We start from the raw sequence: 15,796 nt of genomic DNA, 5'->3' as shown, positions 1-15,796 counted from the left end.
CGTGAACGGCGCGGGCTCGCGTCCGTGACCTGTCACCGGACGAGGCGAGTAGTCCCCTTATAGACGTTGTTGCTGCAATTCGCGTTCGGATTCGAGGCGCGATACTTCGAGTCGTTGTCGAGTTCGAGGCGGGACACGATGATACGAATGCAATTGGCCTCCCATACGACGTCGTTCTCGAACTCGACCTGACTGCTGGGGGCATAGATCGTCCCTTCGGCCGAGGCACCGAACTTCGAGTAGATGTCGTGATCGTGGGTGTTTCTTTTATCCGACCAGAGAACGATCCCCGCGTAAGGTCCCGTCGTCGGGGCCTTCAGCTCGAAGCTCGTCTTGCTGTGGAAGAAGATATCGCTCCCCAGCCCATCCATATAGATGATTACGTCATTGCCTTTGATCGAAGCCCCGTTCTTCAGCGTGAGCGGTCCCTTGATGACATAGACTCCTGGTGATAAAGTCACGGACGCATCTTCGATCGTTAAGCCTTTGCAGAAAGCAAAGCTTGGTTCGATCGTTTTCGCTACCGTATCTTTATTGATCAACTTGGCACCCCCGCAAGTCTCGTTGACCGGAGGAGCCAGCGACGCATAAGGATCTGCGACCAGTACGGCCCCCGTCATGGGAGCGGGTCGTACAGTTGCCGTGCTGTGCATGCCGACCCCGCCGACGACGCGGATGCTGCTGACGTTGACGTAAGACGAGCTTCCGATCTCCAACGCGGAATGATGCTTCGAGTTGACCTGCACGCCACAATCCGGCGCATCGATCTGTGCTCCGGGATCGATGTCGAAAGCATTGGAATGATCCGGATGGAGGATCAGGATGCACATCGGATTGGCGAGTGCGATCGCGCTCGCGGAGATCTCCCAGAAATCAGAGCCGAAGAGCTTCGCGAACGAGGTCTTGAAGCTGTTTCCCTTGGCCGTCGTTCGCGATGCCGTGACGCGTACGGCGTTGGCGTTCTCATCGACGGTGAAGGCGCCGTTTTCCCACTTTCCGAACTCCAGATCGGCATTGGTGACGAGTTGATCGACGGTCGGCCGGTTCTGCCGCGCATAGAGCTGCGCCGTCGCCAGGGCCGCGCTCCGGTCCGCCGCCCCGATGTAGCTGGCCGTGGCGAGAGCCGCGGCCTCGGCGCTGGTCATGAGAGTATTCTTCTCGAGGACCGCTGCTCCGAAATCGATGACGAGCCCCCCGACCCCCACCATCACCGGTAGGACGAAGGCAAAGATCAGGGCGACGTTTCCGCCGCGGCCTGCCGAAAAGGCGCGGATATGGGAGGGGCGGAGTTTCATCATTCCGCCAGACTGCGCATGACGGCTCGCGACGTGACGCCGGCCGAAAAACCGCCGAACGGTGTGATCTTGGCCATTTCGGCCTTGGTGATCTCAATGGTGACGACGACATCCCGGTCGGCTTCGTCCCCTTTGGTGGCGGGATCGATATTGGCCGTTGCGACGACGCCGGGATCGTCCAGAGAATGAGATTCAGCGAACTGCTTTGCCTCCGCAGCGGTCATGTATCCCACCGCCACGCCACGTGCGGCCTCCCGCGCATAGGTCGAGATTGTGGTGTGGGTCCGTATAAAGATTGCGACGGTAAAGAACGCCCCCAGCATCAGAAGCAGAACGGGTGCGATCAAGGCGAATTCGACCGCCGATACACCTTGGCGATCCATGATGAGGGATCGAGTTTGCCGAAAAAATCCGCCAACTCCGTCGGTCCATACCATGCTAAGATACGCTCTGCTATCGAGTATCAAACTCATCCAGCATAAACACAGAATTGTTAATTGATTTATCTTGATTAAGAGATACTTTGTAGGCAAAAGCAGAATCTATGATTTAGTCAGCCGCCGTGGTGGGAGCCGAAATTCCGCTATGCCGATGCGGTCAGGCGATCGCGTCGCGAGGGAGCCGGCGCCGAACGGGCCTGTCAGGGGAGCCCTGTCGGGACACAGGCTGGCCGAACGGCCTAGTCACCCCCCCGGAGAGGTCCAATACGGGCAGCCTCCGTCATTGCCGTCGTCTTCACGAGGCGAGGACCGGAAATTCCGGCCGCTGCCTCGGTGTCTTCACGCCGGCCTGTCCGCGAAGATCGCCTTCTTGACGATGGCGTGGACGCCCCAATTGCCGTCCACCACCTGGGTGATGCCAAAATCGACGGCGATGGACATGAGCGAGATCGCCTCGTCCTCGGTGAGCCCCTTCGCCTGCATCAGGAAGGATCGCATCTTACGGAAGGCGTCGCGCATGGCGAGGTCGATGGAAGATTTGGCGAAGATCTCGCTCTGCGCCTCAGGGCCGAGATCGGCGAGGTAGTTCGGGTAACTGAAGCCGGACAGCACCCAATCCTCCGATGTCTCGATCATCGGGAAATCGAGGGATTCGAGCGCGGTACCGGCTAGGTCGGCCTTCTTGTGCAGGATGAACTGGAACGTGCCGGTGAGCGAGCATTCGATCGCCGTGCCGCAAAGCTCGGAATCGCCCTGGCTCGCATGCGGGTCGCCCACCGAGAACAGGGCGCCCGGCACTGCCACCGGGTAATACATCGTCGCGCCCTTGCCGATGCGCCAATTGTCGATATTGCCGCCGGTGTAGCTCGGTGGAATCGAGTTCACCATGTCGGCTTCCTTGGGCGCGAGGCCCATCGTGCCGAAATGCGGGCGGATCGGCACGCGCACGCCCTTGAGCACGTCGAAGTTGCGCTGTGTCTTGGTGTGGTCGACGGGGATGCCGGGATAATCGATGGTCGGATGCGCCACGCCGAACGGATCGGTGACGCCGGGCCAGCGAAAATTGTAGACCGCCTTCGCCCAATCGCGCGCGCCGGTAGCGTCGACCTCGTAGATGGTGACGACCTCGCGCGACCGGTCCCCGGTGATCATGTCCTTGTAATGGTAGCCCCACCAGGCGGCGGCGTTGCTGCCGAAGCTGCGCCCTTTGAAGGCGGGGTTGGCGCAGGGGCGCGGCGCCACGTCGAGGATGCGGACCTCCAGCACATCGCCGGGCTCGGCGCCTCGGATCGCCACCGGGCCAGTGCAGATATGCACGCCGAGCCCTCCGCCCGGTCCGAGCGGGCCGGTCTCCGGTCCGGCGCCCCGGCGGGCCACGCCCTTCTTCTCCTTGGTCCAGAGGAATACGCTCTCGGCACCGGGATCTCCCGTCACCATGCGCTCGGCATCGTCGTTGGCGTGGTGGGTCAGGGTCTCGATCGTGACGTAGTCGCCGGAGGCGATCTCGACCTGGGGCTTCAGCAGCTTCGAGAAATAGCCCCAATGCACCGTCTCGGCCGTCGCCGGCAGATGGTAATGCGCCGTCTGTTTGATGCCCTTGGCACTGGCTTGCGCCAGGGCGGGGCCGACGAGGGACAAGCCGCCTGCGGCCAGTGCCGCGGCACCTCCAGTCGCGACGAATCCGCTCTTGAGAAAGGCACGCCGCTCGGGCGCGAGATCGCCGAGGAACCGCTGCCGATGTTCGGCAAAATGCGCGCAGTTGGGATCGTCACCGAGGCACATGGACTTCTCCGATGGGAAGGCTCGTCCTGAGTCCTGTATGCAATCCGTCGGCCAAGGAGTTTCCTCCGGATTGGGCGGCTGCTTCGGCGCCATGGGCCCGGCCATCGCCTACGGCGAGCGACACGCCTGATCCTCTCCCCAAGCGACAGGGACACGACAAAAAGGCCCCCGGACCATTCGATCCGGGAGCCTTTGCGATGACGATGCCGGGAGGTTCGAGACGACCGGCCAGGGCGTCCTATTCCGAGAGCGGGGTCACTCCCGGCTCGGCCGCGGCCGCCCTCGATTCCACGGAGGTCGCTTGCGCTTCCACCACCGCTGCAGCCGTGACGTTGACGATGCCCCTCGCCGTCACGGAGGGCGACAGGATGTGAGCGGGCTTCGCCGGTCCGATCAGGAGCGGCCCCACCGGGAGAGCGTCGGCGAGGACCTTCGAGAACTGAAAAGCGATGTTGGCTGCATCGAGATTGGGGAAGATCAGCACGTTGGCCGCCCCCTTGAGGGGTGAACCCGGCAGCACCCGATCACGGATCAGGTCGGACAGGGCACTATCGGCCTGCATCTCGCCATCCACCTGAAGTTCGGGCTTGCGAGCCTGGATCAGGCCCAGCGCGGTGCGCATCTTGATGGCCGAGCGAGAATCGGACTGGCCGAAATCCGAATGACTCAGAAGAGCGATCTTCGGCGTCATGCCGAACCGCGAGACATGCCCGGCGCAGGCCACCGCCACATCGGCGATCTCCTCGGCGGTCGGATCCGGACGGACATGGGTATCGGCCAGGAAGAACGCGCCCTTCTTCGTGATGACGAGGCTCATGGCGGCGAAGTCGAGCACGCCCGGCGCGAGACCGATCACGTCGCGGATCACCCGCAGACGTGTCTCGAACCGGCCCTCCAGGCCGCAGATCAGCGCGTCCGCCTCGCCCCGGCGCACGGCGACCGCGCCGATCACCGTGGAATTCGTCCGCACCAGGGTGCGGGCGGCGTCCGGGGTGATGCCGCGCCGGCCCGCCGCCTCGAGATAGGTGGCGACATAGTCCCGGTAGCGCGGATCGTCTTCGGGATCGATCAGGTCGAAATCGGTGCCCTGCTTGATCGAGAGCCCGAAGCGCTTGATCCGGGTCTCGATGACTCGCGGGCGGCCGACCAGAATGGGCCGGGCCACCTGATCCTCGACGATGGCCTGGGCGGCGCGGAGCACACGCTCGTCCTCGCCTTCGGCGTAGATGACGCGCTTGGGCGCTTCCTTGGCCTTGGAGAAGATCGGCTTCATGATGAAGCCCGAGCGGTGGACGAACCGGTCGAGGCTGTCGGCATAGGCCTGGATGTTCTCGAGCGGACGGCCGGCGACGCCGGAATCCATCGCGGCCTTGGCCACGGCCGGCGCGATCCGCAGGATCAGGCGCGGATCGAACGGGCTCGGGATCAGCGAATGCCGGCCGAAGGGCCGGGCCTCGCCGCCATAGGCGCGGGCGACCACGTCGGACGGGGTCTCACGGGCGAGCGCGGCGATGGCCTTCACGGCGGCCTGCTTCATTTCCTCGTTGATCGAGGTGGCGCCGACATCGAGGGCGCCCCGGAAGATGTAGGGGAAGCAGAGGACGTTGTTGACCTGATTGGGGAAATCAGAACGCCCGGTGCAGATCATCGCGTCGGGGCGCTTCTCCTGCGCAAGGTCCGGCATGATCTCGGGGTAGGGGTTGGCCAGCGCCATGATCAGCGGCTTCTCGGCCATCTTCTCCAGGTATTCCGGCTTCAGCACGCCACCGGCCGAGAGACCGATGAACACGTCGGCACCCGGAATGACCTCGGCCAGGGTCCGGGCCTCGGTCTCCTGTGCGTAGACGTCCTTCCAGCGATCCATCAACTCGGTGCGGCCCTTGTAGACCACGCCCTTGATGTCGGTGACCGTGATGTTCTCGACACGGGCCCCGAGCGACACGAGCAAGTTCAGGCAGGCCAAAGCCGCCGCACCCGCGCCCGAGGTCACGATCCGGACCTCCGGAAGCTGCTTGCCGGCGAGTTCGAGGGCGTTGAGCACACCCGCCGCAACGATGATCGCCGTGCCGTGCTGGTCGTCGTGGAAGACGGGGATGTTCATCCGCGCCCGACACTGCTCCTCGACCTCGAAACACTCGGGAGCCTTGATGTCCTCGAGGTTGATGCCGCCGAAGGTCGGCTCGAGGGAGCAGACCACGTCCACGAGCTTCGACACGTCGGTCTGGTCGACCTCGATATCGAACACGTCGATATCGGCGAACTTCTTGAACAGGACGGCCTTGCCCTCCATCACCGGCTTCGAGGCCAGCGGGCCGATATTGCCCAGGCCGAGCACGGCGGTCCCGTTGGTCAGCACGGCGACCAGGTTCTGGCGGATGGTGAGGTTGGCCGCCTCCTGCGGGTCCTCGTAGATCGCCATGCAGGCGGCGGCGACGCCGGGCGAGTAGGCCAGCGCCAGATCTCGCTGGTTGCCCAGCGGCTTCGTCGCCTGGATCTCGAGCTTTCCGGGCCGGGGTAGACGATGGTAGACGAGGGCTCCGGACTTGAGATCGTCAGACATATTGTCGCCCATGAGCCTCACTCCCTCACTGACGGGCCTTTTCGGCTCCGCCGGACTCTCCCGCCGGACGTCGGGATGCGTTGGTTGACGTCCCTGTTGCACCGCCTGCGGAGTGGGCGCAACCCGCACAACCAAACCCGAATCCACCTCGAGAAATTGGTGAAAACTTACGGTTTCTCCATCGGGGAATACTCCTACGGCCGTCCCAAAGTGCGGTTCCCGGAAGCTGGGCGGCACCTTACGATCGGGCGGTATTGTTCCATCGCCGACAAGGTCGAGATCCTTCTCGGGGGCGGGCATCGCCTCGACTGGGCGACCACCTATCCTTTCGCGGCCATGGCGGGGCTGTGGCCGGGAGTGGACGCGTCGGTCGATGACCAGGCATCACGCGGCGACGTGATGATCGGCAGCGACGTCTGGCTCGGCTCCGGCTGTCTGATCCTGTCGGGCGTCACCATCGGACATGGAGCGGTGATCGGGGCCCATGCCGTCGTCTCCCGCGACGTGCCGCCTTATGCGGTGGTCGTCGGCAATCCTGGCCGGGTGGTGCGCTCCCGTTTCGATCCGGGTCTGGTGGCGGGCCTGTTGGAGACGGCTTGGTGGGAGCTGGATCCCGCAGCGATCCGCCCGCTCGTGCCGCTGCTCCAGAGCGATCGTGTCGCCGAGTTGATTGCGGCCGCGCGCGCGGCACGGGCGGCCGGCGTTGCGGGCGCCGCCTGAATCCCTTACCCGGACTGCTTCATCCCCACACTGACGATCGATCGACTTCAAGGCACAGACGATGTCCGACACGCCTCCCGACCGCCTCGCGGTGAACCCCAACAGCCCGTTCTACAACGAGGCCATCCTCGAACGCGGCATCGGCATCCGCTTCAAGGGCGTCGAGAAGACCAATGTCGAGGAATACTGCGTCAGCGAGGGCTGGGTCCGCCTGTCGGCCGGCAAGACCCTGGATCGGGCCGGCAACCCGATGACGGTGAAGCTGAAGGGCCCGGTGGAGCCCTATTTCCGGGACGACGCAGCGGAAGGCTGAAGGGGTCACCCCGACGCCGTGTCCAATGGGAACGGCACCGGCTCCCTGATCGCGGGACCTTCACCGCGATCCGGCGGGCCTTAGCCCTCCCGCTTCCGGCACTCTCCCGCGTAATTCCTCAGGGCCTCCGCCACCAGGGCGTCGATCTGACTTTCTGCCTTCGGCTGGCGGATGACGAGACTCGTCACCGAATCCGGGTGGTTCGCCCGCTGCTTCGGGGTTCGCGCATGGTTCGAGACGCGCAGGGCGAAGACGCTGCCCTCCGGCTTGAGATAGACGCTGTCGCCGCGCGTGTTGCGGGCGACAATCAGGAAGCCATGTGACGCGACGCCGGCCACGGCGCGTGCCAGGGCGTCCGTTGGATTGAGCAGGGTCATGCCAGCCCTTCCTGCGCGAGAGCCGTGCGGCCACGAATAGCGGCGAGGGCGCCCGCGGCCGAACCGGCATAGCGTTCGAGCAATTGCCGGCGGAAGCTCAAGGAGGCCAGAGCTGCCTTCGGGGCGTTCACGGCAAGCATCCGGGGGCTCGGATCGGGCAGACCATATTTGCGTGAAACGTAGGCCCGTGACCAGGCCTGGTGCCAGCGGGTGCGGAAGACCCGGCCCGGCTCAGGCGCGGACGAACGCCCACGCCCATGCAGGGCGACCGCCCCGTGAACATGGACCAGGGAGCGACCGGCATCGGCGACCCGGCGGCACAAGTCGTCATCTTCGTAGAACAGGAAGATGTTCGGGTCGAACCCGCCCAGGTCGAGGAACAAGTCGCGCCGGATCATTAGGCAGGCGCCCGACAGGAAGGGCACACAGGCATCGCCCTCGGGCAAGGCACGGTTGCCCGGCGGATTGGTCAGATAGGGCGCGAGCAGCGAGCGCGGCTGGTAGAAGAAGCGCCCGTCCGGCTCCATCAGGCGCGGCGCCAGCAGCCCCGCATCGGGATACGCGGCGGCGGCCCGCAGCAGGGCATCGACCGCTCCTGCCTGAACCACGATGTCCGGGTTGAGAATGAGCACGCGCTCGGCGCGCTCGGCGGCCCGGATCCCGATGGTATTGGCCCGACCGTAGCCCTCGTTGCGGAGGTTGCGGACCACTTTTGCGCCGGCCGCCTCGGCGACGCTCGCCGAGGCATCACGGCTCGCATTGTCGACCACGACGGCAGGCACATGCTCCGCCGCCAGGGCCGCGAGGCACGACGGAAGCGCATGGGCGCTGTCATGGGCAACGACGATGGCGACGAGGGAAGGCATCGTGGCCGGCCGGGCGAAGGTTTCTCAGCCCTGCTTCTCCGGCAGGTTGAGACGGATGTGGAGCTCGCGCAGCTGCTTCGGAGTCGCCTCGGCAGGGGCCCCCATCATCAGATCCTCGGCGCGCTGGTTCATCGGGAACAGCACCACTTCGCGGAGGTTCTGCTCGCCGCAGAGCAGCATGACGATGCGGTCGATTCCCGGTGCGATGCCGCCGTGCGGCGGGGCGCCGAGTTTCAGGGCATTGAGCATGCCGCCGAACTTCTCCTCCAGCACCTCCTGGCCGTAACCGGCCAGACCGAAGGCCTTCTCCATCACCTCGGGGCGGTGGTTACGGATCGCGCCGGAGGACAGCTCCGTGCCGTTGCAGACGATGTCGTACTGGAACGCCTTGATGACGAGGATCTTCTCGGACTCGCTCGGATCGAGGGCGAGGAATTCCTCGCGGTCGAAATTCGGCATCGAGAACGGGTTGTGGGAGAAGTCGATCCGCTTCTCGTCCTCGTTCCACTCGTACATCGGGAAGTCGGTGATCCAGCAGAATGCGTACTGATCCTTGTCGGAGAGGTTCAGCTCGTCCGCGATGCGGATGCGGGCCTTACCGGCCAGAGCCGCGGCCTTCGCCTCGGTGCCGGCGGAGAAGAACACGGCGTCGCCGGCCTTCGTGCCGGTCTTTTCGCGGATGAGGGCCTGGATCTCCGAAGGGATGAACTTGGCGATCGGGCCCTTGCCGGTGACCGTGCCGTTGTCGTCCTCGAAGATGATGTAGCCGAGGCCCGGCGCGCCCTCGGTGCGGGCGAAGTCGTTGAGCTTGTCGAAGAACGAGCGCGACTGCGTCGCCGCCCCCGTCGCCGGGATGGCGCGAACGACCCCGCCGGACTTGATCACGCCCTTGAAGGCTTTGAACTCGACCTCATCACGAGCGAACTCGTCCGTCACGTCGGCGATGATCAGCGGGTTTCGCAGATCCGGCTTGTCGACGCCGTATTTCAGCATCGCCTCGGCATAGGGGATGCGCGGGAAGGTCTCGGTGACCCGCTTGCCTTCGGCGAATTCCTTGAAGACGTCGCGCAGGACCGGCTCCACCGACTGGAACACGTCCTCCTGGGTGACGAAGCTCATCTCGATGTCGAGCTGGTAGAACTCGCCCGGCGAGCGGTCGGCGCGGGCATCCTCGTCGCGAAAACACGGCGCGATCTGGAAGTAGCGGTCGAAGCCGGCGATCATCGTCAGCTGCTTGAACTGCTGGGGGGCCTGCGGCAGCGCGTAGAACTTGCCAGGGTGCACGCGGGACGGCACCAGATAGTCACGCGCGCCTTCCGGGCTGGAGGCGGTGAGGATCGGCGTCTGGAACTCGAAGAAGCCGCCCTCGCGCATGCGGCGGCGGAGCGAATCGATGATCGCGCCGCGCTTCATGATGTTGGCGTGCAGCTTGTCACGGCGCAGATCGAGGAAGCGGTACTTGAGCCGCGTCTCCTCCGGGTAGTCCTGGTCGCCGAAGACCGGCACCGGCAATTCGCCGGCGGGGCCGAGAACCTCGATGTCGTCGATATAGACCTCCACCGTTCCGGTGGGCAGGTCGGCATTCTCGGTTCCCGCAGGGCGCGTGCGCACGCGGCCGTCGATGCGGATCACCCATTCCGAGCGGGCGAGGTTGGCTGTCTTGAACGCCTTCGAATCGGAGTCGACCACGCATTGGGTGCGACCGTAATGGTCGCGCAGATCGATGAAGAGCACGCCGCCATGATCGCGGATGCGATGGCACCAGCCGGAAAGGCGAACGGTCTCGCCGACGTCGGACGGGCGGAGCGCCCCGCAGGTATGGGTACGATAACGGTGCATGACGGGCTCTTCAGATTGAGCGGCGCACCATTCACGCGAGGGCGGGCAAGTCAAGGCGAAGGCGATCCTACGCCACGCGGCGGAGCCCGTAGGCGGGAGCAGGGACGAGCCCGGAACGGGCATCGTCGAGGCCCTGGAGACGGGGGCGGGACCTTTCGGAGACGAGGGTGAATCCCCATATCAGGTCCATGAATGCAAACGCATTTTTCGATATTCTGAACGAGGCTGCCGCCGCTCCTGCCGAACGCCGGAAGACTGCCGAACAGGGCGAACACAAGCCCGGCGCGTGGCAGGTTCTGCCGCTCGAAGGCCGCTACGAGATCGTCTACGAGGATTCCCGTGGCCTCTGGAGCACGCGGAGCCTGAGCGCGCGCGAGTTGAGGCTCGGACCCGGCCGGACGCTGCTGGGCGGTATCGACCGCGCACGCGGCGGCTATCGCGGCTTTCGGGTGGACCGCATCCGGCGCCTGTCCGAGGAAGGCGGCCCCCGAATGAATGCCGGCATCCTCGACTGGCTTCTCGCCCGTGCCGAGGCCCAGAGGCGCGAGCGTGCCGAACTGGTGCGCAGCCTCGCTCGCCGGAACCGGTCCCGCAAGCGCGCCGCCTGACGAAGGAAGTGCAGCACGGGATGTCGGGGATAGGCGCGCGCGGCGCGAGATACGATCTCGCCTCACGCGTCAACCTCCGATATAGCCGGCTCTCATGGACCTCATAGCTACCACGCCGGCCCTCGCCGAGGCTTGCAGCCGTTTCGCCGGACAGCCGTTCGTTACCGTCGACACGGAGTTCATGCGGGAGACGACCTACTACCCCAAGCTCTGCCTCATCCAGATGGCGGGGCCGGACGGGTCGGGCGTGCTCGTCGACCCGTTGTCTCCCGATATCGACCTCGCGCCATTCTTCGCGCTGATGGCCGACGAGAGCGTGGTCAAGGTGTTCCACTCGGCACGCCAGGATCTCGAGATCATCTGGCTGCTCGGCGGGCTGCTGCCGCAGCCGTTCTTCGATACACAGGTCGCCGCCATGGTCTGCGGCTACGGCGACTCGGTCTCCTACGAGCAGCTGGTCAACGACGTCGCCAAGGCCAAGATCGACAAATCGTCCCGCTTCACCGACTGGTCGCGCCGTCCGCTCTCGGACGCCCAATCGAGCTACGCCCTCTCCGACGTGACCCACTTGGTGAAGGTCTACGAGGTGCTGGCGGGGCAGCTCCTCTCCACCGATCGCGGCGAGTGGCTCGACGAGGAGATGAGCGTCCTGACCTCGCCGGAAACCTACAAGGCCGACCCGGCCCAGGCCTGGCGCCGGCTCTCCGGCCGCATGCGCAAGCCGCGCGAGATCGCGGTTCTGGCCGAGGTGGCGGCCTGGCGCGAACGCGAGGCCCAGACCCGCAACGTGCCGCGCGGGCGAATCCTCAAGGACGAGGCGGTGATCGACATCGCCACCTCCGCGCCTCGCAGCGTCGAGGCGCTGGGACGCCTCCGCTCGATCCCGGCGGGTTTCGAACGCTCGCGCACCGGAGCCGACATCCTGGCCGCCGTGGAGCGCGGCTTTCAGCGTGATCTCTCCGAGATCGCCTTGCCCGAGCGCAGCCGGGGCCGGGGCGGCAACGGCGCCGTGGTCGAATTGCTGAAGGTGCTGCTCAAGGCGGTCTGCGAGGCCGAAGACGTGGCACCCAAGATCGTCGCCACGATGGATGACCTCGAAGCCATCGCGGAAGACGACGAAGCCGACATCGCGGTGCTGCAGGGTTGGCGCCGGACGCTGTTCGGCGAGAAGGCGCTTGCCCTCAAGGCAGGCCGCCTGGCCCTCTCGGCCCAGGGTGGGCGGATCGTGGTGCGCGCGCTGGATTGATCCAAGCCTCACGTCCCCCCCGCCTGGGGAAGGGGAGCCGCATGCGCGGCTCGCCCGTCCTCAATTCACCTTCGCGCTGACGTCCAACCTGTCGAGCACGGCGCCCGGCGTCGGGGCCGCGCTGAATTCGAGCATGCCGATGCCACCGGCATTCTTCGCTTTGGCGCTGAGGAGAAACGTACCCGGCCGGGTCACGAACTGGCCCAGAGCCGCGCCGATGGCCTTGGCGCCGGCGGAATTGCCGAGGATCGCCGGAACGCCGAACGTGGTCGCGGTCACGTATTCCTGGGTCAGTTCCTCCGGCTTGAGGCTCAGGCTCTTCGACTGCGAGGCGATGAAGCGCTCGAACAGGCCGCTATTCTCGATCCGCAGGTCGAGGGTCTTGGCAGTCGCCCCCAGCATGGCGAAGGTCGAGACGCTCGGATCCGGGTCGAACACCGCCGGGCCGATACCGCCCAGGATGCCGTTGACCTTCACGCTGCCCATGTCCTTGCCCGACACCGACACCTCGCTGAAGGAGAGTTCCTTGGCGGCCTCGTTCCAGGCCGTGTCGGCGACGACGTTCAGGTCGAGGTCGCGATAGCCGTAAGCGCCGAGGGAGCCGAGCCCCGGAATTCCGGCCACCGCCGTAGCGGGCAGGGTGAGTCCCGAGAGGGTGGCACGGCCGGTGGTCGGCAGGCCGTCGCGCAGCGGCCCGAAGGCGAAGGCACCGTCACGCAAGCCGATCTGCGTGGGAGCCGCCGCGACGGGGGGGAGCGCGGGAGCAGCAGCAGACTTGCCTGCAGAATTACCGGGAGGCTTCGGCGCGGCGGGTGCCCCGTCCGGCGGCAGGTCGAGGCGCAGGTCCTTCACTGCCAGGGTGCCGAGCACCGGCGTCATCTGCCGCAGATCCGCCTCGGTCGGCTCTCCGGCCTGAGCCGAGAGCTTCCGCATGGCCGCCACGGTCGGAGCGAAGGAGAAGCCCGCGAAGGACAGGCGCGAGAGCTTGCCACTGGCTTCGCCCGCCGTGAAGCCGAGATCCTCGAAGGTAAGGTTTCCGGAGGTGAAGGCCATGCGCCCCATGGTCATCGCCATGGGTTCACCGTCATGAGTCTGATTGACCGTGAGCCCGCTGGCCTGGAACGAGCCGACGGAGAACCCGTCCATCAGGTCGGCCACGGTTCCGAGGATCCGCGCCTTGTCGGCGGAGGCAGGCTGGGTCGGGTCCACACGGGACATCGCTTCCAGCGCGCCCGTCCATGTCGCGGGAATCTGTCGGCCGCTGACGTCGCTACCCTCGAGACGGGCGATCTTCACCAGAGTGCCCTCGGCCTCCATCACAATGTCGGCGGCCGAGAAATTGCCGTAGATCCGGAGCATCGGGCTCTTGGCGTCGCCTGCCTCGCCGTAAAGCCGCGCCATCGCGGCGAGATCGACGTCCTTCATGTCGATGCGGCCGTAACTGGCGCTGTGTCTCGCCTCACCCCCATCCTCCGCAGCCGTCACCCCAGCGGCACTCGCCTGGGCGATACGGCCGCCACGGACATCCTTGGCCGTCACGTCGCGATAGGTCGCTGTCTGGGCCCTGGTACCGATCCGGGTCTCGGAACGAAGCTCCGGAATCACGATGCTGGCAGCATCGAACTTGGCCAGACGCGCGGCCAGAGGCTCGGGGCCGGATTTCAGGAGAGCGAGCAGATCGTCCTTCGTCAGACGCGTACCGCTGACGATGACCTGCGGTGCGGTGAGGGTCGTACCGCCGAACGTCATCGTCACGTTCTGGAGCGTGACGTCCTGCACGGCGGACGCCGCCTCCTGGGCCGTGGCCGGCAATGGGCCCATCGGGCCACCTCCGCCAAGGGCAAGGAGGGCACAGACCGAAAGGCCGGCCGCCCGCATGAGGAAGGGACGGCCTTGTGGGACGTTCATGAGCAGATCCGGGGCGCTGCGGAAAAGGCGCTTCGTGCAACGGTGCCGCGCCGAACCGCATCCGTGCCGCAGTTTCCGCGGCGAGGCAATCGCGCTGCCGCACGCCGCGATGTGACGGAAAGACGATGACTCAGAGCGAGAACGACGTACCGCAGCCGCAGGAGGCCGTGACCTGAGGGTTCTCGATCTTGAAGGACTGGCCGATCAGGTCGTTGGCGAAATCGATGGTCGAGCCGCTCATGTATTCGAGGGACACAGGGTCGACGAGGACGGTCGCGCCATCCCGTTCGATCACCATGTCGTCATCGGCGCGGGAGCGCTCGATGTCGAAGGCATAGGAGAAGCCCGAGCAGCCGCCACCATTGACGCTGATCCGCAGGGACGCACCGGGAGGCTCGGTCCCCATGATCTCGTTGATGCGCTTGGCCGCGCGGGGGGTCAGGGTAATGTCGGCCATCGTGATGCTCTTGGGTTCTCGTCGATTGCCAGAAGCGCTAGCCCACACAAGATATGCGCCGTAGAGACGCGCTGCAACGCGGTAGGAGCCTGGCGCGAAATGACGGGTTCGGGAGGTGACGTGCGGCACAGGGGCGAACGCTGGCGGGCGCGCTACGCCACCGATCCGGCAGCCACGCGTGGGCGGCTGATCCCGGAGGCGGTCTCGCCCACCCGCAGCGACTTCCAGCGCGACCGCGACCGGATCATCCATTCGGCCGCCTTCCGGCGCCTGAAGCACAAGACCCAGGTCTTCGTCCATCACGAAGGCGACCATTACCGGACCCGCCTCACCCATACGCTCGAAGTCAGCCAGATCGCACGGGCCCTCGCCCGTGCCCTCGGCCTCGACGAGGATCTCGCGGAGGCGCTGGCGCTGTCCCACGACCTCGGCCACACCTGTTTCGGGCATACCGGCGAGGACGCCCTCGATGCACTGACGAAAGGCCATGGCGGGTTCGACCACAACGCCCAGGCGCTGCGCATCGTGACCCGGCTCGAGCGGCGCTATGCCGGATTCGACGGGCTCAATCTCGCCTGGGAGACCCTGGAGGGCCTCGTCAAGCACAACGGGCCTCTGCTGACGCCCGAGGGAGCCCCGACCGCGCGCTGGGCCGAGCGGGGGATTCCCGCCGCGATCCTCGAATACGACGCCGTTCACGATCTCGAACTCGGCCGCTTCGCCGGACCGGAAGCGCAGGCGGCGGCGCTGGCCGACGACATCGCTTATGACAGCCACGATCTCGATGACGGCCTGCGCGCCGGTCTGTTCGAACTCTCCGACCTGCAAGAGGTGCCGTTCCTCGCCAGGCTGATGGAGGAGATCGACGCTCTGCATCCCGGGCTGGAACCCTCGCGAAAGATCCACGAACTGGCGCGTCGCGTCATTACCCGCTTCGTCGAGGACGTGATCGCGGAGAGCACGCGCCGGATCGAAGTCCTGGCGCCGATGTCGGTAGAGGACATTCGTGGGGCATCGGCACCGGTCGTCGCCTTCTCACCCGCGCTGGCGGAGGCGGACACGACGATCAAGCGCTTCCTCTACGCGCGGATGTACCGCCACCCGAGCGTGCTGGCGGTGCGGGCGCAAGCCGACATCATCGTCGCGGATCTGTTCGGCGCCTTCACGGCGAACCCGGCAGCCATGCCCGAGGAATGGCGGGTCGGGCTCGATGGCGCAGGGGAGGGGCGCATCGCCCGCCGGGTCGCCGACTACATCGCCGGCATGACCGACACTTACGCCGTGCTCGCCCACAAGCGCCTGTTCGCGACGACGCCGGACCTGCACTGGAGCCCGGAGAGCCGGGGTCTGCCGCTGGCGGAAGGATAGCGGCCGAGATTTCGGGA

At 65.9% G+C, this 15,796-nt stretch carries 14 protein-coding genes; 5 read left to right on the top strand and 9 right to left on the bottom strand.

Features of this window, described 5'->3' with window-relative positions:
• Nucleotides 1-32 precede the first annotated feature (32 nt).
• The 4 genes from IPV08_RS11665 to IPV08_RS11650 form a co-directional block, all read right to left on the bottom strand.
• Nucleotides 33-1,298 carry a pilus assembly protein TadG-related protein gene (locus tag IPV08_RS11665; RefSeq protein WP_207412013.1) on the bottom strand — a complete coding sequence of 422 codons (1,266 nt, stop codon included), beginning with the start codon at nt 1,296-1,298 and terminating at the stop codon, nt 33-35.
• A complete protein-coding gene (locus IPV08_RS11660) occupies nt 1,295-1,678 on the bottom strand; it encodes a TadE family protein (protein WP_207412012.1) in 384 nt (127 codons plus the stop codon). The genes IPV08_RS11665 and IPV08_RS11660 overlap by 4 nt, the downstream gene beginning before the upstream one ends.
• Before the next feature lie 396 nt (nt 1,679-2,074).
• Nucleotides 2,075-3,517 (bottom strand): acetamidase/formamidase family protein, encoded by a 1,443-nt coding sequence (locus tag IPV08_RS11655; protein WP_207412011.1) that lies wholly within the window; start codon nt 3,515-3,517, stop codon nt 2,075-2,077.
• A 238-nt stretch (nt 3,518-3,755) separates the two neighbouring features.
• On the bottom strand, nt 3,756-6,089 hold the full coding sequence (locus IPV08_RS11650; protein WP_281435339.1) for an NADP-dependent malic enzyme: 2,334 nt from the start codon (nt 6,087-6,089) through the stop codon (nt 3,756-3,758).
• A gap of 84 nt (nt 6,090-6,173) precedes the next feature.
• Here IPV08_RS11650 and IPV08_RS11645 point away from each other — a divergent pair, with 84 nt between their 5' ends.
• Nucleotides 6,174-6,797, top strand: a complete 624-nt coding sequence (locus tag IPV08_RS11645) for a CatB-related O-acetyltransferase (RefSeq protein WP_246747917.1) — start codon at nt 6,174-6,176, stop codon at nt 6,795-6,797.
• 61 nt (nt 6,798-6,858) lie between these two features.
• Complete coding sequence (locus tag IPV08_RS11640; protein WP_056424187.1) at nt 6,859-7,110, top strand: DUF3297 family protein; 252 nt, start codon at nt 6,859-6,861, stop codon at nt 7,108-7,110.
• Between the two features lie 80 nt (nt 7,111-7,190).
• Here IPV08_RS11640 and IPV08_RS11635 read toward each other — a convergent pair whose 3' ends face one another.
• From IPV08_RS11635 to aspS, 3 genes are read right to left on the bottom strand one after another with little or no spacing between them, the layout of a single operon-like run.
• On the bottom strand, nt 7,191-7,487 hold the full coding sequence (locus IPV08_RS11635; protein ID WP_207412008.1) for a hypothetical protein: 297 nt from the start codon (nt 7,485-7,487) through the stop codon (nt 7,191-7,193).
• On the bottom strand, nt 7,484-8,353 hold the full coding sequence (locus IPV08_RS11630) for a glycosyltransferase family 2 protein (RefSeq protein WP_207412007.1): 870 nt from the start codon (nt 8,351-8,353) through the stop codon (nt 7,484-7,486). Before IPV08_RS11630 ends, IPV08_RS11635 begins: the two co-directional genes overlap by 4 nt.
• A 24-nt stretch (nt 8,354-8,377) precedes the next feature.
• Nucleotides 8,378-10,192: an aspartate--tRNA ligase gene (gene aspS / locus IPV08_RS11625; RefSeq protein WP_207412006.1), complete on the bottom strand. Its 1,815-nt coding sequence runs from the start codon at nt 10,190-10,192 to the stop codon at nt 8,378-8,380.
• 167 nt (nt 10,193-10,359) lie between these two features.
• Here aspS and IPV08_RS11620 point away from each other — a divergent pair, with 167 nt between their 5' ends.
• Both IPV08_RS11620 and rnd read left to right on the top strand, forming a co-directional pair.
• On the top strand, nt 10,360-10,800 hold the full coding sequence (locus IPV08_RS11620) for a hypothetical protein (RefSeq protein WP_348646110.1): 441 nt from the start codon (nt 10,360-10,362) through the stop codon (nt 10,798-10,800).
• A gap of 94 nt (nt 10,801-10,894) precedes the next feature.
• A complete protein-coding gene (rnd, locus tag IPV08_RS11615) occupies nt 10,895-12,046 on the top strand; it encodes a ribonuclease D (protein ID WP_207412005.1) in 1,152 nt (383 codons plus the stop codon).
• A 60-nt stretch (nt 12,047-12,106) separates the two neighbouring features.
• On the opposite strand, the gene IPV08_RS11610 is transcribed toward rnd, so the two are convergent.
• Nucleotides 12,107-13,954, bottom strand: a complete 1,848-nt coding sequence (locus IPV08_RS11610) for a hypothetical protein (protein ID WP_246747913.1) — start codon at nt 13,952-13,954, stop codon at nt 12,107-12,109.
• Nucleotides 13,955-14,084: 130 nt separating this feature from the next.
• Nucleotides 14,085-14,411, bottom strand: coding sequence for an iron-sulfur cluster assembly accessory protein (locus IPV08_RS11605; protein ID WP_056424199.1), 327 nt, complete (start codon nt 14,409-14,411; stop codon nt 14,085-14,087).
• 99 nt (nt 14,412-14,510) lie between these two features.
• On the opposite strand from IPV08_RS11605, the gene IPV08_RS11600 reads away from it, so the two are divergent.
• Complete coding sequence (locus IPV08_RS11600; RefSeq protein ID WP_207412004.1) at nt 14,511-15,779, top strand: deoxyguanosinetriphosphate triphosphohydrolase; 1,269 nt, start codon at nt 14,511-14,513, stop codon at nt 15,777-15,779.
• Nucleotides 15,780-15,796: the final 17 nt, after the last annotated feature.

It is taken from the genome of Methylobacterium sp. SD274 (assembly GCF_017355285.1).
In the GTDB taxonomy this organism is placed as follows: domain Bacteria; phylum Pseudomonadota; class Alphaproteobacteria; order Rhizobiales; family Beijerinckiaceae; genus Methylobacterium.
This window is presented reverse-complemented; position numbering and strand designations above follow the sequence as displayed.